The sequence below is a fragment of the Rothia sp. HMSC073B08 genome, assembly GCF_001812975.1.
Classification (GTDB): Bacteria; Actinomycetota; Actinomycetes; order Actinomycetales; family Micrococcaceae; genus Rothia; species Rothia mucilaginosa.
In genome coordinates, this window is the sequence record NZ_KV811051.1 from 64,522 (window position 1) to 85,476 (window position 20,955).

A 20,955-nucleotide genomic window follows, 5' to 3' on the forward strand; every position below is an offset into this window, starting at 1 on the left:
GAGAATTACCAGCGGTAGTGTGCGAAGGCCTTGTTGGACTCGGCCATCTTGTGAGTGTCCTCGCGACGCTTCACAGCGGCACCGAGACCATTGGATGCATCCAGGATCTCGTTCATCAGACGCTCAGTCATGGTCTTCTCGCGGCGCTGCTTGGAGAAGCCAACGAGCCAGCGAAGAGCCAGAGCGGTGGAACGGCCGGGGCGAACCTCAACCGGAACCTGGTAGGTTGCACCGCCAACGCGGCGGGAGCGAACCTCGAGAGAAGGCTTAATGTTGTCCATAGCCTTCTTCAGGGTTGCGACCGGGTCAGAACCGGTCTTCTTCTCGACACCCTCCAGGGCACCGTAGACGATGCGCTCTGCGACGGACTTCTTGCCGTCCAGCAGAACCTTGTTGATCAGCTGGGTGACCAGAGCGGAACCGTAAACAGGATCGTTTACGAGGGGACGCTTGGGAGCGGGACCCTTACGAGGCATTACTTCTTCTCCTTCTTAGCGCCGTAGCGGGAGCGAGCCTGGCCGCGACCCTTAACACCCTGGGTATCCAGAGCGCCACGAACGATCTTGTAGCGAACACCGGGGAGGTCCTTCACACGACCACCGCGAACGAGCACAATCGAGTGCTCCTGCAGGTTGTGACCCTCACCGGGGATGTATGCGGTAACCTCGACGCCGCCGTTGAGCTTGACACGAGCGACCTTACGCAGTGCCGAGTTCGGCTTCTTCGGGGTGGTGGTGTACACACGGGTGCACACGCCACGCTTCATGGGGTTGCCCTTCAGTGCGGGCGCCTTGGTCTTAACGACCTTGGGAGTCCGGCCCTTGCGGACCAGCTGCTGAATAGTAGGCACGTTTTCTCCGTTGCTTGATCAGGTTTCTCGTTAGAGAAGCCCGTATAAACTTACTGGCCCCCATCACGTTGGATGGGTGCTCTCGGTTATCAGAAACGCTCGGATGCATATCCGGTTGGTTTCTATAGGTTCCTCGACATCTCGGCGAGTTCTCAGGGCTAAAATTCCCCACCATCAGAGGTGAAAAAGTTTTTGGGCACGCTTAAAAATGGCATTTAGGCGTCAGCAAAAAGCAACGCCAAAGGACGGTATCCATACTGCCATTGATTCATCATGCCCGTACCCTCGGGAAATATCCCGCGTAAACCCACCGGGGGTGGATCCTTGTGCACCGAGCTCAAGTACTTCGGATAAGACTATACAGGTTAAATCCCGCTTAATCTAGCGCCAGAACTGGGATTCTTTGCTTTTAAGCCCCCATCTAAGGGCAAAAGCTGATGATTTACCTCACTTAAATTACATTGTTGGGATTTACCGCTCCCCTGCACCCTCTCTGAGGCGATCCAAAGCAGAAAGCCGCCAAGAATCACACACACGATTCTTGACGGCTTCAATACTTGCGGGAGGCGAGCACAGAACCGCGTCCGCCTCCCGCAAGAAAGTATTCAGTTATAGGTCTGCCGCAGCGGCTACTGAGCTACACCACCTGGAAGACTCGAGTCTGACCCTCAAACGGGGTGATAGTCTTCGAATTCTTCTTAGCATTGCCGTAGTAGCGAATGCGGTACTGCCCCTTAGGAGTATTAGCCGGCACCTTCCAGCGAACCGTCACCTGAGACGCCGAAACACCAATGCGCTTCCATTCAAAGAAGGTATCCGGGTTGTTATCCCCGGTGTAGTACTTCCAGGTATTACCCACACGACGCTCAATTACAAAGTAGCTACCGTCGTGATGCATGTTGTTGTTCGGGTGCGCACCCACGAAACGAGCAGAGACTTCCTGGCGGCCAGCAATCGCATCCTGAGGCTGCTGGGTCACCTGACCGTAACGAGTGCCGAACATCGGGGTATCGTAGACGACCTTACCCTGCAGGCTGGCTACCGGGCGACGATCATTCGGACGGTCGCCAATACCCAGCGGCGTGCCGTTCTTCAGCGAAGTTCCAACAACATTAATGGTCTGACGGAACGCGCTGGAGGTGTAACGACCAAAGAGGGTCGCGCCGCCTTCATACTGCTGGGAGTCATACTCCTCAGGAGTCGTCACGTAGTGGTCGTAGGCGTTGGTGTAGCCCTGCAGAATAATGTGCGATTCGGGAACACCGAAGAGCTTGGCAGCATCCTGACGATACTGCACACCTACCGCACCGGTGAACTCACCGGGCATACCCAGCAGGTAGTAGTCACCGAAGCGCATAATCTGCACCGGATACTTTTCCTGAATGATCGTTCCATTTTTTGCAGAGAAGAGAATGCCCTTCGGCTGCTGGCAACGCGTCTGCGCAGCACTCGGAGTGAACACCAAAGTACCCAAAATAGAGGGGCGACCAGAGCCTTCCTTATAGACAGCCCAACCACCGCCGCCATCCTCAGTGGAGCCGGCACCAAACGGAGTACCCAGGAAGCCCTGGCAGGTACGCTCATTATGGCCACTACCGGTGTACTTGGCATCCACGTTCATACCCGAGAAATTGAAGTACGAAATACGCGAATCCAGACCCTTACCCACCGGAGTACCCGCGCTCTTGAGCTGAGAACGCACAGCATTAGCCTGCTTCTCACCCTGAATCTTCACATTCTTGAACTGGTCATTAGTGGGACCCTGACCAGGCTTCAACCAAGTATTCGGAGAAACATCACCAGCATTAGCATTTGCAAACGCTGCCACGAAACCATCACCGCTACCGGGAACATTGCGATCAACACCATGATCCTGAGTCTCCAGCAGATACTCCGCATAACCCTTGTTATCACTCGAAATCAGAGTATTCTTCGAGGTCAAAGACGTCGGATGAATCGCATACCAGTTCAACACCGCACGAGTCTTACCGTTACGCTCCAGACGCAGAGTCATATTGGTCGGATCGGTACCGCCGGGCAGCTTAGAGCGAATCTCAGGAGAGTCCAGGTTGAACGCCTCGCGAGAACGGTTAACACCGACACCAGTCAGCTTTGAAGAAGAAATCGTCAGGTTACCGGGTGAAAGGTCCTTCGTCGCCTGGCGAATCGCCTTCAGTGACCCATCTACCTGTGCATTAAACGTGTCCTGATGGAAGCCCAGAGTCGTAATGTTGTACAGGCTCTGGTGCGTAATACCACCGGGGGTCGCATGGGTGTGAGTCGCGGTAATCATAATGTTCGATTCATCGTACGCAGAACCAAACTCAGCGCGGATACGCTTCACCAGCTCATCACGCAAAGACTGCCAACTGGTCAACGTATCGAGTACAACAATGAGGTTGCGCTTACCCGAGGCTCGATCCACAGCAATGAAAGCGCGTGCGTACTGGCGAGTATGCACACCGCTACCCTTCTGAGAGGTCTCACCGTAACCCATGAAGCCGACCTCACCGGGCTCACCGGTAATATCCGCCGCACCTGCACCAACCAGGTAGGGGGTAGCACTGGAGCTCTGAGAGGCAGGAGCTGCCGTCGCAATCTGGCCAGCGGGAAGAATTGCGGATGCCGCAATAAGGCACGCTGCACCAATACGAGCAAGAGAATGCACGGGTGCTTTAAAGCGTGAAAAGACAGAGGAGCACTTTTGCCCACCTGCAGTCAGGGAGGAATTCTGTTCAGATTCGTGAGGCAGTGTCGATCCGGAAGACAATTGGGTGCTCTGATTCGTCACCCGTCCGGAAGAGAATGGAGTGATATGCATGCCTTCAAGAATAGAACCTAGTCAAAGGGCTTTCCAAGTTGAATTAGCATTGTTCAAATATGGAATATTCATTCTTTATATACCATAAAGAAAAACGAGTAAATGTTCTATTTATGGTGGTATTGGAGCGGATTATAAGGGGTCTCACAATATTTGATCATCATCTAATTTCTTACCCAGTCAAGAAATTTTCCCGATTTGAAAAAATAATGCACTCCAATGATTTTTTATAAATAAATTTGCCCACTAGGCAAAAAATATACAACCTTCTGCTGAAGGATAAAGAATATTAAAGTACCACTTAAAAGAACGCCACCCCTCCCCCACCTATTCGTTAAACACAGAACGCGGATACCCGAGACAACTCGAGTATCCGCGTTCTTTATCAAGGACCAGGCCGGGAGCCTAAACCCCCAATCTACCCCTCACGGCAGGAGCCTTAGTCCAGACCACGACCGTACTCATCCAGCGAAACAGCCATAAAGCCGCCGTTGCCGTAAGTGTACACCTCGTTATCCATCTGGAATGCGCTCTGGTAACCACCGAAAGTGTCCAGAGCCTGCATACGCTCAGCAGTAGCCTGGGCGCTGGGCTCAACCTCAATATCGTTGTAACGTGCCAGACCGGTACCGGCGGGAACCAGCTTACCGATGATCACGTTCTCCTTCAGGCCGAGCAGCGGGTCAGTCTTCGCCTCCATAGCAGCCTGAGTCAGGACACGGGTGGTCTCCTGGAAGGAGGCCGCCGACAGCCAGGACTCGGTAGCCAGCGAAGCCTTGGTAATACCCATCATTTCCGGACGACCAGCTGCGGGCTTCTTACCCTCAACCAGTGCCTTACGGTTAGCAGTCTGGAAAGCAATGTTATCAACCAGCTCACCAGGCAGCAGATCAGTATCACCGGACTCAATCACGGTCACGCGACGCAGCATCTGGCGAACAATAACCTCAACGTGCTTGTCGTGGATTTCCACACCCTGCGACTTGTACACGCCCTGAACCTCGCTCACCAGGTGCTTCTGAGCCTCACGAGGACCACGAATACGCAGAACCTCCTTCGGATCAACAGAACCGGTAGCCAGCTGATCGCCAACCTGAACGTGATCGCCGTTCTGCAGCTTAGAAGCTGCACGACGCAGAACGGTGTAGGACTGGGGCTCGGAACCATCGTCCGGGGTCACCACAATCTTGTAGGACTTCTCGGTATCCTCAATGGTCACGCGACCGGACACCTCAGAAATCGGGGCAACACCCTTGGGGGTACGAGCCTCGAACAGCTCCTGGATACGGGGCAGGCCCTGAGTAATATCGTCGGCCGAAGCCACACCACCGGTGTGGAAGGTACGCATGGTCAGCTGGGTACCGGGCTCACCAATCGACTGAGCCGCAATAATACCAACAGCCTCACCAATGTCCACCAGCACGTTCGAAGCCATCGAACGACCGTAGCACAGTGCACACACACCAATAGCGGACTCACAGGTCAGAACCGAACGGACGCGAACATCCTTCACACCTGCCTTGAAGAGCTTCTCAATGAGCTCATCAGAGACATCGGAGCCAGCAGCAGCCAGAACGTTGCCAGCCTCATCCTTCACGTCAACCGCAAGGGTACGACCGTGAATCGAAGTCTCAACATCCTGGTGCAGACCGCCGTCCTCATCAATCAGAGGCAGAACCAGACCGCGGCGAGTGCCACAGTCGTGCTCGCGAACGATAACGTCCTGCGAAACGTCCACCAGACGACGAGTCAGGTAACCCGAGTTAGCGGTACGCAGCGCGGTATCAGCCAGACCCTTACGTGCACCGTGGGTCGCGATGAAGTACTCCAGAACCGACAGGCCCTCACGGTACGAGGACTTAATCGGGCGAGGCATAATCTCACCCTTCGGGTTCGACACCAGACCACGGATACCCGCAATCTGACGGACCTGCATCCAGTTACCACGTGCACCGGAGGTCACCATACGGTAAATGGTGTTCAGGCCACCGTGAGAGCTCAAGTTCTCACGCATAGCCTCTGCAACCACGTCGGTAGCCTCGGTCCAAACCTTAATCAGCTCCTGACGACGCTCTTCGTCATCGATAGTACCGATCTCAAAGTCGTCCTGAATTGCAGCAGCCTGCTTCTCGTAGCGCTCCATAATTGCCGGCTTCTCAGCAGGAGTAGCAATATCGGAAACAGCCACGGTCACGCCCGAACGAGAAGCCCAGTAGAAACCGGAGTTCTTCAGGTTATCCAGAGCACGAGCCACAACATCCATCGGGTAGCGCTCAGCCAGATCGTTAATCAGGCTACCCAGGCCCTTCTTATCTGCCACACCGGAGAACCAGGGGTAATCCTTCGGCAGAGCCTGGTTGAACAGAACCTGACCAACGGTGCAGTCCAGCAGCACGGGGTCGCCAGCCTTGTAACCCTCAGGAGCTTCCCAGCCCTCAGGAGCAACAAACTGGTCACCATCAAGGCGAATCTTCACCTTGGTGTACAGCTCAATCTCGTGACGATCCATCGCCATCAGGGCCTCAGACACCGAAGAGAATGCGTGACCCTCGTTCTTCTGACCCTCGCGAGGAGTAGTCAGGTGGAACAGACCAATGATCATATCCTGCGAAGGAACAGCCACAGGGCGGCCATCCGACGGCTTCAGGATGTTGTTCGAGGACAGCATGAGGATACGAGCCTCAGCCTGAGCCTCGGGAGACAGCGGCAGGTGAACTGCCATCTGGTCACCATCGAAGTCAGCGTTGAACGCGGAGCAAACCAGCGGGTGCAGCTGAATAGCCTTACCCTCAACCAGCTTCGGCTCAAACGCCTGAATACCGAGGCGGTGCAGGGTAGGTGCACGGTTCAGCAGAACCGGGTGCTCAGCAATAACCTCTTCCAGAACGTCCCAAACCTGCGGGCGGAAACGCTCAACCATACGCTTAGCGCTCTTAATGTTCTGAGCGTGGCTCAGCTCCACCAGACGCTTCATGACGAAGGGCTTGAACAGCTCCAGAGCCATCTGCTTGGGCAGACCACACTGGTGCATCTGCAGCTGAGGACCAACCACAATCACGGAACGACCCGAGTAGTCAACACGCTTACCGAGCAGATTCTGACGGAAACGGCCCTGCTTACCCTTCAGCATGTCAGACAGAGACTTCAGGGGGCGGTTACCGGGGCCGGTCACCGGGCGACCGCGACGACCGTTATCGAACAGCGAGTCCACAGCTTCCTGCAGCATACGCTTCTCGTTGTTCACGATAATCTCGGGAGCACCCAGCTCCAGCAGACGCTTCAAACGGTTGTTACGGTTAATCACACGACGGTACAGGTCGTTCAGGTCGGAGGTCGCGAAACGGCCACCGTCCAGCTGAACCATCGGGCGCAGTTCCGGCGGAATAACCGGAACAACATCCAGGACCATACCCAGCGGAGAGTTGTTAGTGGTCAGGAAGGCGTTAACAACCTTCAGACGCTTCAGAGCGCGGGTCTTCTTCTGCCCCTTACCGGTCTGAATAATCTCCTTGAGAGCCTCAGCCTCAGCCTCCAGGTCGAAGGACTCCAGACGCTTCTTAATGGCCTCTGCGCCCATAGCGCCCTCAAAGTACAGGCCGTACTTATCAATCATGGAACGGTACAGAGCCTCATCACCCTCAAGGTCAGCGACCTTCAGGTTCTTAAAGCGATCCCACACACGATCCAGGTGCTCAGCCTCACGCTCGTAGCGCTTACGCACCGACGCGAGCTGACGCTCAGCGTTATCGCGCAGCTTACGCTTCTCAGCAGCCTTGCCGCCCTCAGCCTCAATACGAGCCAGCTCCGCCTCAACCTCACGGCTGATAGCGTTCACGTCAGCGTTCAGAGCAGCCTCAAGCTCCTGCTTCTCACGATCGTGAGCAGCCTGCAGCATCGGCAGATCCTCGTGACGAGCCTCCTCGTCAACCTTAGTGATCATGTACGCAGCGAAGTAAATGACCTTCTCCAGGTCCTTCGGAGCCAGATCCAGCAGGTAACCCAGGCGGGAAGGAACACCCTTGAAGTACCAAATGTGGGTAACAGGAGCAGCCAGCTCAATGTGACCCATACGCTCACGACGTACCTTAGAGCGGGTCACCTCAACACCACAGCGCTCACACACAATGCCCTTGAAGCGCACGCGCTTGTACTTACCGCAGTAGCACTCCCAGTCCTTGGTGGGGCCGAAGATACGCTCGTCGAAGAGGCCGTCCTTCTCGGGCTTCAGGGTACGGTAGTTGATGGTCTCGGGCTTCTTAACCTCACCAAAGGACCAACGACGGATGTCGTCGGCGGTGGCGAGGCCAATTCGCATCAAACCAAGCGAAGATTCGTTGGACATATCGGTCCTAATCTCTTTCTGTAAGTTTCTGAAGACTTGGGTTAGCGGGCGGGAACCCCACAACGCACGCGAGCGCATGCGGGGTTCCCCACCCTAGAAGGAGGCGGTGCTTATGCCTCGTCGACGGAGCTAGGCTCGTCGTGGGTCAGGCTCACGCCCATATCTTCTGCTGCCCGGAAGCCTTCTTCCTCCGAGTCGCTCATCTCAATAATCTTGCCGTCGGTGGAGAGCACCTCGACGTTCAGGCACAGAGACTGCATTTCCTTGATAAGAACCTTGAAGGATTCGGGGATACCCGGCTCGGGGATGTTCTCGCCCTTCACGATAGCCTCGTAAACCTTCACACGGCCCGCCACGTCATCGGACTTGACGGTCAGGATTTCCTGCAGGGTGTATGCGGCGCCGTATGCTTCCAGCGCCCACACTTCCATCTCACCGAAGCGCTGACCACCGAACTGCGCCTTACCACCCAGAGGCTGCTGGGTAATCATCGAGTACGGACCGGTGGAACGAGCGTGAATCTTGTCATCCACCAGGTGGTGCAGCTTCAGGATGTACTGGTAACCAACCGAAATCGGGTCCGGGAACGGTTCACCGGAACGGCCGTCAATCAGACGTGCCTTACCGGAACGGTTGATCAGACGGTCACCATCGCGGTTCGGGTTCGAGTGGTCCATAAGGTCGAACAGTTCGTCCTCGTGGGCACCGTCGAACACCGGGGTTGCCAGGCGGGTCGGGCCGGATTCCTTCGGGAAGTTCGGCATGTGCTTAAGCCACTCGGGCTCGCCCTCAATCTTCCAACCCTGCTTAGCCAGCCAACCGGTGTGGACTTCCAGAACCTGACCAATGTTCATACGACCGGGCACGCCCAGCGGGTTCAGGATGACATCCACGGGGGTACCGTCTTCCAGGAAGGGCATATCCTCGATCGGCAGGATCTTAGAAATAACACCCTTGTTACCGTGGCGGCCTGCAAGCTTGTCGCCGTCGGTAATCTTACGCTTCTGAGCCACGTACACGCGGACCAGCTGGTTCACGCCCGGGGGCAGATCGTCCTCATCGTTGTTCTCGCGGTCGAAGATACGGATACCGATGACGGTACCGGACTCGCCGTGAGGAACCTTCAGGGAGGTGTCGCGAACCTCGCGAGACTTCTCACCGAAGATTGCGCGCAGCAGGCGCTCCTCGGGGGTCAGCTCGGTCTCGCCCTTGGGGGTAACCTTACCGACGAGGATGTCGCCAGCCTCAACCTCAGCACCGATATGGATGATGCCGCGCTCGTCCAGAGCCGAGAGAACATCCTCGGACACGTTCGGAATGTCGCGGGTAATCTCCTCGGGGCCCAGCTTGGTGTCGCGGGCGTCAATCTCGTGCTCCTCAATGTGAATCGAGGTCAGCACGTCCTCAGAAACCATGCGCTGGGAGAGGATGATTGCATCCTCGTAGTTCAGGCCTTCCCACGGCATGTATGCCACGAGCAGGTTCTTACCCAGTGCCAGCTCGCCACCGTCGGTGGAGGGGCCATCAGCAATAACGTCGCGGTACTCGACGCGCTGGCCTTCCTTCACCACAACGCGCTGGTTGTAGCAGTTACCCGGGTTCGAGCGGGAGAACTTCATGATCGGGTAGGTGGAGACAGAGCCGTCGTCGTTACGGACGATAACGGTCTTAGCGTCCACGGAGGAAACCACACCGGGCTTCTTCGCGAGCACGGAGTCACCGGAGTCCAGTGCTGCGTACTTCTCCATACCGGTACCAACCACGGGAGCCTCAGACTCCAGCAGGGGCACAGCCTGACGCTGCATGTTAGCACCCATCAGTGCTCGGTTAGCGTCGTCGTGCTCCAGGTAAGGAATCAGAGCGGTAGCAACAGACACCATCTGGCGCGGGGAGACGTCCATGTACTGAACGGCGCCGGGAGCAACCAGAACAGCTTCGCCAGAACCATCGCCCGCACGGCAGAGAACCTCGTTCTCAGCGAAGGTGCGGTCAGCGTTCAGCGGTGCGTTTGCCTGTGCGATAACAACAGACTTCTCGTCGTCAGCAGTCAGGTAGCGGACCTCATCGGTCACGCGGCCATCAGTCACCACGCGGTAGGGGGTCTCAATGAAACCGAAGGAGTTGATGCGACCGTAGGTTGCCAGCGAACCAATCAGACCAATGTTCGGGCCTTCAGGGGTTTCAATGGGGCACATACGACCGTAGTGCGAGGAGTGGACGTCTCGAACTTCCATGCCTGCACGGTCACGGGACAGACCGCCCGGGCCCAGTGCGGACAGACGACGCTTGTGGGTCAGACCTGCCAGCGGGTTGTTCTGGTCCATGAACTGCGACAGCTGAGAAGTACCGAAAAACTCCTTGATAGCCGCCACGACGGGGCGGATGTTCACCAGGGACTGCGGGGTGATAGCGTCCACGTCCTGGGTGGTCATGCGCTCGCGAACCACGCGCTCCATACGGGACAGACCGGTACGGATCTGGTTCTCAATCAGCTCGCCCACGGTGCGGATACGACGGTTACCGAAGTGGTCGATGTCGTCGATATCAATCTTGAGGGAGATCTCCTCGCCGTCACGGACGCCGGGGATGCTGGTCTCGCCTGCGTGCAGAGCGCAGAGGTAACGAATCATCTGAGCGATGTCGTCCTGGCTCAGAACGGAAGCCTCGGGAGAATCCATGGGAACGTCCACACCGAGCTTACGGTTCAGCTTGTAACGGCCAACCTTCGCCAGGTCGTAGCGACGCGGGGTGAAGTACATGTTGTCCAGCAGAGCCTGGGCAGCTTCAACCGTCGGGGGTTCGCCCGGACGCAGCTTGCGGTAGATATCCAGCAGAGCCTCGTCGCGGTCCTTGACGGAGTCCTTCTCCAGAGTTGCGCGGATGGAGTCGTACTGACCGAACTCAGCCAGAATCTTGGACTCGGTCCAACCCAGAGCCTTCAGCAGAACAGTCACGGACTGCTTACGCTTGCGGTCCAGACGCACACCAACCTGGTCGCGCTTATCAATCTCAAGCTCGAACCATGCACCGCGGGAAGGAATCACGCGGGCAGAGTAAATGTCCTTATCGGAGGTACGGTCCGGAGCCTTCTCGAAGTAAGCACCGGGGGAACGCACCAGCTGAGAAACGACCACACGCTCAGTACCGTTAATAACGAAGGTACCGGCCTCGGTCATCAGGGGGAAGTCACCCATGAACAGGGTCTGCTGCTTGACCTCGCCGGTAGCGAGGTTCATGAATTCAGCCTTAATGTACAGCGGAGCCGAGTAGGTTGCGTCGCGGTCCTTGCACTCCTCAACAGAGTACTTGGGGTCAGCAAACTCAGGCTCAGAGAAGGAGAGCTGCATAGTCTCCTGGAAGTCACGAATCGGGGAGATTTCTTCAAAAATCTCAGCCAGACCGGACTGAGCGGGGACAGAAGTGTCACCAGCAGCCTGCGCCTTCTCCAGACGCTCCGCCCAGCGCTCGTTACCAACGAGGCGGTCGAAGCTATCGGTCTGGATAGCAAGCAGGTTGGGAACCTTCAGCGGTTCGTTAATCTTCGCGAATGAAATTCGGCGCGAGACGTTCTCTGCGCCGTTAGCGGCGTCATGGTTAGAGGTGCTCGAAGCGACCAAAATGGGGATCCTTCCACAGACATGTCTGTTAGCAATCAGCCTCCCGGCGACATTACCGGCGACACGACAACCTCAGCCCCCGAATAAAACGGTGCTCGAAGCTATAGAGTCGGACGGAAAAACGTCACCTTCAGCCCGTGCCCACCGCTATATGAAGGCACAAAGGTTAGGGAAAGCGTAAATACTAACGATACAGGAAGAAAGCCCTTCTGTCTACCACACCCTCATCAGGAGTGCAAACCTGCCACAGCGTGCACCTAGCATTCCACCACATTCACAGCCAAACCACCCATAGACGTCTCCTTATAACGGTGAGACATATCCAAACCGGTCTGACGCATCGTCTCAATCACCTGATCCAACGACACACGGTGCGTACCATCACCACGCAACGCCATACGAGCCGCCGTCACAGCATTCGACGCAGCCATCGCATTACGCTCAATACACGGAATCTGCACCAAACCACCCACCGGGTCACACGTCAGACCCAGGTTGTGTTCCATCGCAATCTCAGCCGCATTCTCAACCTGCTCGGGAGTACCACCCATCACCTGCGCCAAACCAGCAGCAGCCATCGAGGAGGCGCTACCCACCTCACCCTGGCAACCCACCTCAGCACCAGAAATCGACGCGCGCTTCTTATACAGCACACCCACAGCAGCAGACGCCAAGAAGAAATCAACAACCGCTTGATCACGAGCAGCCTGACCGCAATGGCGGATACCCTGCGTGTAATTCATCGCGTAATGCAGCACCGCAGGAATAATACCCGCAGCACCATTCGTCGGAGCAGTCACCACACGACCACCAAAAGCGTTCTCCTCATTGACCGCCAAAGCAATCAGATTCACCCAGTCAATAGCGAACTCAGGAGACTTCGAAGGATCCTCCACCATCAAATCGCGATGCCACGCACCCGCACGGCAACGCACCTTCAGCGGCCCCGGCAAATAACCCACACGCGCCAACGAAGAACCGATACACTCCTTCATCACACGGTAAATATGCAAGATACCATCACGGACCTCCTGCTCAGAACGCAGAGAACACTCATTCGCCATCTTCAACTGCGCAATCGACAGACCAGACTCATTCGCCATCTCCAGCAGCTCAGCAGCCGAACCAAACGGATACGGAGGGTTCATCAGCGACGCACAACCGGTCGCCTCCTCATCACCCTCAACAATGAAGCCGCCACCAATCGAATAGTAAGTGCGCTCCAACAGCAGCTGCTCACCCGCAAACGCCGCAATCTTCATACCGTTCGTATGACGCGGAAGAACCGTCAACGGACGCAGGGTCATATCCAGCTCACGGTAATTCACCACCGGGCCGTACACCTTCTGCTCCTCACCACCGGGCGCAGTCACACCGTACGCAGAGGACGGGTAACCAGCAAGCGGCAAAGTACCATCCACGCTATTGCGCTCAATCATCGCCTCAGAATCAGCGATATTGATAGTCTCCGGAACAAAACCGCACAGGCCCTTCAACGCAGCACTCATCGTACCGTGACCAGCACCCGTAGCCGCCAACGAACCATACAGGTCAACATGCACACCCGTCACACGGTCCAGCAGACCCTTATCAATCAGCTCCGCCACAAAACGGTTCGAAGCGCGCATCGGCCCCACCGTATGCGAACTCGAAGGGCCCACACCAACGCTGAACATCTCAAAAACACTGATGTCATACGGCAGAGCCTCTGCCTTCTTCTGGGCGCTACTGGGCGCGCTCTGGTTAATAGCCACGTTCTGTCCTTCAAATAAATAATGTCTGTGCACCGCGCCAAAAGATACGCGCCCCTCAATGGAGGAACCACACATCAATCTGCGGTCTATAAGTGCGGACAATCACCCTTGACTGGCCGCTCTAATCCTAACGCACTTCAGAACCAGCACAAACTAAGGCTCAGAACACCTCACGCCCTCCCCCGCTATTCAACGCCCACCTCACGGCGCAGAAAAGGCGCCGTGCCCACACAGGACACGACGCCTCTACCCTACAGATTACCTGCAGAAAAACTCTTACTTCTCACGCTTGTAGAACGGCAGAGCCACAACATCAAACGGAGCACGCTTACCGCGGATATCAACATCCACAGTAGAACCAACCTCAGAGAATTCACGGTTCACCAGCGCCATAGCAATCGGGAAGCCCAGAGTCGGGGAAGGAATACCGGAGGTAACCTCACCAATCTCATTGCCCTCAGCATCCACCAGCTTAGAACCGGCACGAGCAGGACGCTTCGCCTGAGCCTTCAAACCAACCAGGATGCGCTTCGACTCGCTCTTAGCCAGCTCAGTCAGAGCCTCACGACCAACGAAGTCAGCCGCCTTCTTCTCCAGAGCAATCTCGACCAGACGGCCCAGACCGGACTCAAACGGAGTAATCTCAAGACCCAGCTCATGACCGTACAGCGGCATACCAGCCTCAAGACGCAGGGAGTCACGAGAAGCCAGACCGGCAGGAATCATACCGAAAGGCTCACCAGCAGCAGCAAGCTTATCCCACAGCTCAACAGCGTTCTCATTCGGAACGAACAGCTCGAAGCCATCCTCACCGGTGTAACCGGTACGAGCCAGCAGAACATCAACACCGGCAACAGTCAGCGGCACCGAAGCGTAGTACTTCAGCTCGCGGACAGCCTCCTCATCAGAAACACCAGCAGCCAGCAGAATCTCCTCAGCACGAGGACCCTGAACAGCCACCAGAGAAGTCTGATCCGACTCGTTCACGAACTCAACGTTGAAATCGCCCAGGCGCTCGCTCATCGCAGCGAAGTCAGTGTCAATGTTCGAAGCGTTCGGAACGACCATGAACTCCTCATCGCCCAGACGGTAAGTAATCAGGTCGTCAATCACGCCGCCCTTGTCGTTGACCAGGATCGAGTACTTTGCCTTACCGACCTTCAGGATGGACATATTCGACACCAGAGCGTAATCCAGGAACGCACCCGCATCCGGACCGGTCACACGGAACTCACCCATGTGGGACAGGTCGAAAATACCGGCACGAGTACGGACCGCCTCATGCTCAGCAACATCATTAGCGTACTTCAGGGGCATATCCCAGCCGCCGAAGTCGGTGAAAGAAGCGCCAAGCTTCTCGTGGACAGAGTACAAAGAGGTCTTCTTGGGGGACATTAGATTCTCCTCACGCACAGCCTTGTGCTGTTATCGTTCAATCGTCGTAGATTTAGTTCACCCCCACAGACACGAGATACGCTGCGGAGGCGACCCCCACCCGCCCCCAGAAACCTGAGGACGGGTGAGGCAGGTAGGCCGCTACAGCCTACCCAGGAGCGTTACAGGCTCCTTATGCTTCCAGGTCGAAAGCCTCCATCGGGGGGCATTCGCACACGAAGTTACGGTCACCGCCAGCGCCATCAATACGACCCACCGAGGTGAAGTACTTGTTAGCGCGCAGGCTCGGGACAGGGAAAGCTGCCTGAGTACGGCTGTAGGGGCGATCCCACTCATCAGCGCTCACCACATCAACGGTGTGCGGTGCGTTGCGCAGAACCGAATCATCCACAGCGACCTTGCCCTCAGCCACCTCGATAATCTCGTCGTAGATGGTCTCCATTGCCTCAATGAAGCGGTCCAGCTCTTCCTTCGACTCAGACTCAGTCGGCTCAACCATCAGGGTGCCCGGAACCGGGAACGCCAAGGTCGGAGCGTGGAAACCGAAGTCCATCAGACGCTTGCAGACATCCTCAGCAGTCACATGAGACTGATCAGTCAGCTGACGCAGGTCCAGGATGCACTCGTGAGCGACCAGACCGCCGGGGCCGGTGTACAGCACCGGGTACTTGTCGTTAAGCTTCTTCGCAATGTAGTTAGCGTTCAGAACCGCGTACTGCGAAGAGTCCTTCAGACCCTGAGCACCAGTCATCGCAATGTACATCCAGCTAATCGGCAGAACACCGGCAGAACCGAAGAACGCCTGCGAAATCGGCAGTGCGGCATCGTTGGGGAGCTTACCCTCAGCATCAGCGCGGTATGCGTCACCGGGCAGGAACTTCGCCAGGTGCTCACGAACAGCCAGCGGGCCAACACCGGGGCCGCCACCACCGTGAGGAATGGAGAAGGTCTTGTGCAGGTTCAGGTGCGAAACGTCGCCGCCGAACTTACCGGGCTGAGCGAAGCCCATCTGAGCGTTCAGGTTCGCGCCATCCAGGTACACCTGGCCGCCAGCCTCGTGAACCAGCTGGCAAACCTCAGCAACCTGCTCCTCAAATACACCGTGAGTGGAAGGGTAGGTAATCATGATGCCGGCAACCTTGGGGCCGTACTTCTCAATCTTTGCCTTCAGGTCGTCAACATCAATCGAACCGTCAGCCGCAGTTGCCACACCGGCAACCTTCAGACCAGCCAGAGCAGCAGATGCCGCGTTGGTGCCGTGAGCAGACAGCGGAATCAGGACGGTATCGCGCTCGTGGTCACCGTTAGCCTCATGGAAGGAACGGATAGCGCGCAGACCAGCGTACTCACCGGTCGCACCCGAGTTCGGCTGCAGCGAGATAGCATCGTAACCGGTAATAGCAACCAGCCACTCGCTCAAATCCTTAATCAGCTCGTGCCAGCCCTCAGCCTGATCCTCCGGGACCAGCGGGTGGATGTTCGCGAACTCAGGCCAGGAGATGGGCTCCATCTCAGCAGCCGCGTTCAGCTTCATAGTGCACGAACCCAGCGGAATCATGGTGCGGTCAAGTGCCAGATCCTTGTCAGCGAGGTGACGCAGGTAGCGCATCATCTCGGTCTCGGAACGGTACTTGTGGAAAATCGGGTGCTGCATGTAGTCATCGGTACGCAGCAGCTCAGCGGGCAGATCGTACTGTGCATCTGCCTCACCCAGGGTGCCGCCCAGAGCCTCAACCAGGCCCTTGAGCAGCTCCTCACCGTGAGACTCACCCACGGAAATACCGATGCGGTTCTCGTCGAAGCGGCGGATGTTCACGCCAGCTTCCAGAGCCTTCGCAACCAGCTCGTCGGCACGGCCAGCAGCCTCCACCACGACGGTGTCGAAGAAAGTATCGTGAGCGATACCGTAGCCCGCAGACTTCAGCGCGGTAGCAACACGAGCGGCATTAGTGTGCAGGCGGTTCGCGATAGCGCGCAGACCCTCAGGACCGTGGTACATCGCGTAAGCACCAGCAACAATCGCCAGCAGAGCCTGAGCAGTACAAATATTGGAAGTAGCCTTCTCACGGCGAATGTGCTGCTCACGAGTCTGCAGAGCCAGACGGTACGCAGGCTTACCAGCCGAATCCTTAGAAACACCCACCAGACGGCCAGGCATGGTACGCTCCATGCCCTTGTGAACAGCCATGTACGCAGCGTGGGGGCCACCGAAGAAGAAGGGCAGACCGAAACGCTGAGTGTTACCCACAGCGATATCAGCGCCCAGCTCACCTGGAGACTTCAGCAGGGTCAGAGCCAGCAGGTCAGCGACCACAGTGACCAGGGCGTTACGCTCCTTAGCGGCCTTAATCAGCGGCTCAATATCGCGAATATCGCCTTCATTGCCGGGGTACGCCAGGACGATACCGTACAGGTCGCCCTCAGGCAGACCCTCAGAGAAATCAGTAATGACGAAGGGAATGCCGAGCATCTCTGCACGGCCGCGAGTCACCGAAATAACCTGAGGCAGGCAACGGGAGTCAATCGCGAAGAAGCCATTCTTCACCTTGCGGTTCGCACGGTGCATCATGACAGCTGCCTCAGCTACTGCGGATGCCTCATCCAGCAGGGAGGAGTTTGCAATCTCCAGGCCGGTCAGCTCCATCACGGTGTTCTGGAAGTTCAGCAGAGCCTCCAGACGGCCCTGAGAAATCTCAGCCTGGTACGGGGTGTAAGAAGTGTAGAAACCGGGGTTTTCCAGAATGTTACGGCGCAGAACCGCGGGAGTTACTGCATCGTAGTATCCGGCACCAATCATCTGGGCGAGAACCTTATTCTTCGCAGCATAGCCGGCAATCTTTGCCTGAGCCTCATGCTCCGACAGCGGAGCAGGCAACTGCAATTCGCCGTCAAGGCGAATCTGCGAGGGGACAACAGCGTCCATCAGCGCATCCAGGGAAGAATATCCCAGGGTTTCGAGCATCTGCTCTGCGTCTGCGGAACGGGGGCCGAGATGACGATCAATAAAGGACATAGGGATTCTCCTATTGGTCGGCGCAAACCGTAGAGGGGTCACGTCGCGCTATTGCGACGAGTCGAACGCTTTAAGTGTCCCACATCTCCGCACATTTTTCTCACCATTATCACGATTCGACATGCTCGGAGACGATAACTCTTCTCCTAACCCTCATATTGACGACTCGAAGGATTCTCTCGCCCCTGATACCGAACAGAGCAAGGCCCCGGTTCATTCTCCGTTACCGGAAGAACGAACCGGGGCCCCTATGAAAACAAGCTCAGATATACCTCTTACGAGGAATATCTAAATATCTTCAATGGATTACTTCTTAGCGTGATCCGGCTTGCCACCGTGCGGCACGAGGAATACCGACAGGAAGGCGAGGAACGCGGTCACGGCCAGCAGCATCAGACCGATGAAGTAGTTGTTCTCAGCCTGGTTGTAGGTTGCACCCATCACCAGCGGCGGGAAGAAGCCACCCAGCGCGCCAGTAGCAGCAATCACACCGGACACCGCACCAACGTTCTTCGGGTCAGCAACGCGACCCAACCAGCCGAAGACCGAGCCGTGGCCCAGACCCAGCAGAGCACCCATCAGGATGAAGACAGCACCATACACGTGCTCAGCATTAGGCTGGAACGCGGTAATAACTGCCAGAATCACCACACCACCCAGGGAGATGAGGGAGATAATCTTCGGACCGAACTTATCAGCCAGAACACCACCGAAGGGACGAGCCACCACAGCGGCAGCGGTAAAGCCAGCCGCACGCAGACCAGCGTCATTAGCGTTGAAGCTGTAGATGTTGCTCAGGTAAGTGGGCAGGTAGTTCGAGAATGCCACGAACGCACCGAACACAACAGCGTAGAGGAAGCAGAGCTGCCAAGTGGTCTTCACCTTGAATGCCTGAACAATCTTCGGCATCAGCGGGGTGACCTCACGGCCAATGGTTGCCGGGGAATCCTTCAGGAACACGAAAGAAATCACGGCGGTTACTGCACAAATCACAGCAATCAGGATGTGAGTCGGGAAGTAACCAATACCCTGCACCAGGCGGGGGGTAGCGAATGCGGAAACCGCGGTACCCACCATGCCTGCACCGAACACGCCGGTTGCGAAGCCCTTCTTCGATGCGTCATACCATGCCGAGCTGAAGGGAATACCTATAGCGAACACGGTACCCGCAATACCCAGGAAGAAGGAGACAATCAGCAGCATGGGCAGAGAGTTCATCTGACCAGCAACACCAACCAGGAAGACCAGGGGTGCGCTAATCGCCAGAACAGCGGTGAACATAATACGACCACCGTAGCGGTCAGTCAGACCACCAACGGGAATACGGCCAATAGCGCCGATAAAAATCGGCATAGCCACCAGGAGGCTGGTCATACCAGCGTCCAGGTGCATCTGCTTTGCGTACATCTTGGCCAGCGGGCCAACAACGGTCCACGCCCAGAAACCAATGGTAGAGGCGAAGGTTGCAAGCAGAACGTTACGGAGCTGACCATTCTTCAGGTCGTAGCTCGGTGCAGCAGGGGTGCTCATATTTCCTCTTTTGCAATATGGATATGTGTATTAGCGGTCGGCGCGCTCACGCGGGAGAGTACCAACCGGATCCCAACCTCGACGTGCACCAACACGCTGGCCACCACGAGAGCGGTACACGGTGTAGGGGCGGAAGAGGTAGTGCAGGGGCACAGTCAGTGCATGCACCAGGCGGGTAAACGGCCAAATGATGAACAGAACCATAGCCACCACAATGTGAATCTTGAAAGCCACAGGAATATTCACCATCAGAGCCACCTCAGGGTGGAAGTAGAACAGCGAACGGAACCACACAGAAATGGTCTCACGGTAGTTGAAGTGAACCTCGTGACCATTCACCGGAGGCAAACCACCCGAGGGGTTCACTGCCGAAATCAGAGTAGCCGCAGTACCGGCGAGAATCACCAGAACCAAAACGACATACATGAAAACGTCATTACGAGTGGTAGCCGAACGCACACGAGAGTTCGAAGCGCGGCGACCAATCAGAACGAACATACCAACAATGGTTGCGACCGCAGCAACAGAACCGCCAACCAGCGCCACAATGTGGTAAGTGTCATCCGAAACGACCAGGTCGGTGAATGCCTTAGGCACCACCAGACCACCAACGTGGCCAAGGAAAACGGCCGCAAGACCGTAATGGAACAGGGGCGAAGCGATGCGCAACAGCTTCGATTCATAGACCTGGGACGAGCGGGTAGTCCATCCGAACTGGTCAGTACGGTAACGCCAAATGGTGCCACCAATCAGAACGACCAGTGCAACATAGGGCAGAACGCCCCACAGCAGGATGTCAACAATACCCGGATCGACTACAGCCTGTGCAGCATGTCCTGCGTTCTCAGAAGCAAGTACGTACACGTGTTGTCTCCTCACAAGGGATAAAACTAGTTAGAACGAGCCGAAGCCTGCTGGAGCAGCTGGTGATCAGCGTAGCCATTCAGGCCAACAGTCTCGACGGGAGGGCCGTAGCCAGCCATCTTCTGGACCTCTTCCTGAGTCTGCGGAGAGACGCCAGGAAGGGTATCGCAGATGCTCTGCAACAACCCGTAGTGGGGCAGATTTCCGTCCTTCATGGACAGACGAAGAAGCTCAAGGGACGGACGGTACGCCTGCAAAGCGGAACGGCCCTTACGGCGATCCACCAACGCACAGAACTCCAGCACCAGCGGCAGGTAGTCCGGAAGCTCACCATTCAAAACGGTCAACATACCGGAGTCGCGGTACATCTGCTTGAAACGCAGAAGAGTCTCACCACGGCGGCGGGTATCGCCATCGGTCCAGTAGGACAGATGCAGAGAATGACGACGCGAAAGGTCGTACTCCTGCACGTACTCGGACTGCACATCCTCAAGGTCCTTAGAAGTCAGCCACTGCTGAACCGCATCAACGGCAGCAATGAAAGCCTCATCCTGGGTGGAAGCGGTAATCTCCACCAGTTCAGGCAGAACCTTCAGAGTTTCCTCATCGGGGTAGCCCAGGAGCATACCGCTCACCTGGTAGATCACCGAGTCTTTATCCTCGCCGGGACCGTAATCGATATCGAACGGGTTCTCCGGCTGAGCCGGTTCCGAGACAGCAGCCTCGGAACCGGCCTTGCCCATGAGCTTGGAAAAGAATCCAGCCACTT

At 56.5% G+C, this 20,955-nt stretch carries 11 protein-coding genes; all 11 read right to left on the reverse strand.

The genetic code is table 11. The features are described 5' to 3' along the window. Window positions 1-5: 5 nt before the first annotated feature. Window positions 6-476, reverse strand: coding sequence for a 30S ribosomal protein S7 (gene rpsG, locus HMPREF2884_RS02010; protein WP_005504941.1), 471 nt, complete (start codon window positions 474-476; stop codon window positions 6-8). After that, complete coding sequence (rpsL, locus tag HMPREF2884_RS02015; RefSeq protein ID WP_005504939.1) at window positions 476-850, reverse strand: 30S ribosomal protein S12; 375 nt, start codon at window positions 848-850, stop codon at window positions 476-478. Before rpsL ends, rpsG begins: the two co-directional genes overlap by 1 nt. 637 nt (window positions 851-1,487) lie before the next feature. Beyond that, on the reverse strand, window positions 1,488-3,518 hold the full coding sequence (locus HMPREF2884_RS02020) for a neutral/alkaline non-lysosomal ceramidase N-terminal domain-containing protein (protein ID WP_070615139.1): 2,031 nt from the start codon (window positions 3,516-3,518) through the stop codon (window positions 1,488-1,490). A gap of 592 nt (window positions 3,519-4,110) precedes the next feature. Continuing rightward, window positions 4,111-8,013 (reverse strand): DNA-directed RNA polymerase subunit beta', encoded by a 3,903-nt coding sequence (locus HMPREF2884_RS02025; protein WP_049356344.1) that lies wholly within the window; start codon window positions 8,011-8,013, stop codon window positions 4,111-4,113. Window positions 8,014-8,123: 110 nt separating this feature from the next. Continuing rightward, entirely contained in the window at window positions 8,124-11,630 is a 3,507-nt protein-coding gene (rpoB, locus tag HMPREF2884_RS02030; protein WP_070615143.1) for a DNA-directed RNA polymerase subunit beta, read from the reverse strand. A 257-nt stretch (window positions 11,631-11,887) separates the two neighbouring features. Further along, window positions 11,888-13,384 (reverse strand): L-serine ammonia-lyase, encoded by a 1,497-nt coding sequence (locus HMPREF2884_RS02035; protein ID WP_070615146.1) that lies wholly within the window; start codon window positions 13,382-13,384, stop codon window positions 11,888-11,890. Between the two features lie 276 nt (window positions 13,385-13,660). Beyond that, the gene (gene gcvT / locus HMPREF2884_RS02040) at window positions 13,661-14,779 is read right to left on the reverse strand and encodes a glycine cleavage system aminomethyltransferase GcvT (protein WP_049353778.1); all 1,119 of its coding nucleotides are present in this window, start codon (window positions 14,777-14,779) and stop codon (window positions 13,661-13,663) included. Window positions 14,780-14,951: 172 nt separating this feature from the next. Next, window positions 14,952-17,792 carry an aminomethyl-transferring glycine dehydrogenase gene (gene gcvP / locus HMPREF2884_RS02045; protein WP_070615149.1) on the reverse strand — a complete coding sequence of 947 codons (2,841 nt, stop codon included), beginning with the start codon at window positions 17,790-17,792 and terminating at the stop codon, window positions 14,952-14,954. A 306-nt stretch (window positions 17,793-18,098) separates the two neighbouring features. Further along, a complete protein-coding gene (locus HMPREF2884_RS02050; RefSeq protein WP_070615152.1) occupies window positions 18,099-19,322 on the reverse strand; it encodes an MFS transporter in 1,224 nt (407 codons plus the stop codon). Between the two features lie 30 nt (window positions 19,323-19,352). Beyond that, window positions 19,353-20,186, reverse strand: coding sequence for a respiratory nitrate reductase subunit gamma (gene narI, locus HMPREF2884_RS02055; RefSeq protein ID WP_070615155.1), 834 nt, complete (start codon window positions 20,184-20,186; stop codon window positions 19,353-19,355). A 26-nt stretch (window positions 20,187-20,212) separates the two neighbouring features. Continuing rightward, entirely contained in the window at window positions 20,213-20,953 is a 741-nt protein-coding gene (narJ, locus tag HMPREF2884_RS02060; protein WP_070615157.1) for a nitrate reductase molybdenum cofactor assembly chaperone, read from the reverse strand. Between the last annotated feature and the right edge of the window lie 2 nt (window positions 20,954-20,955).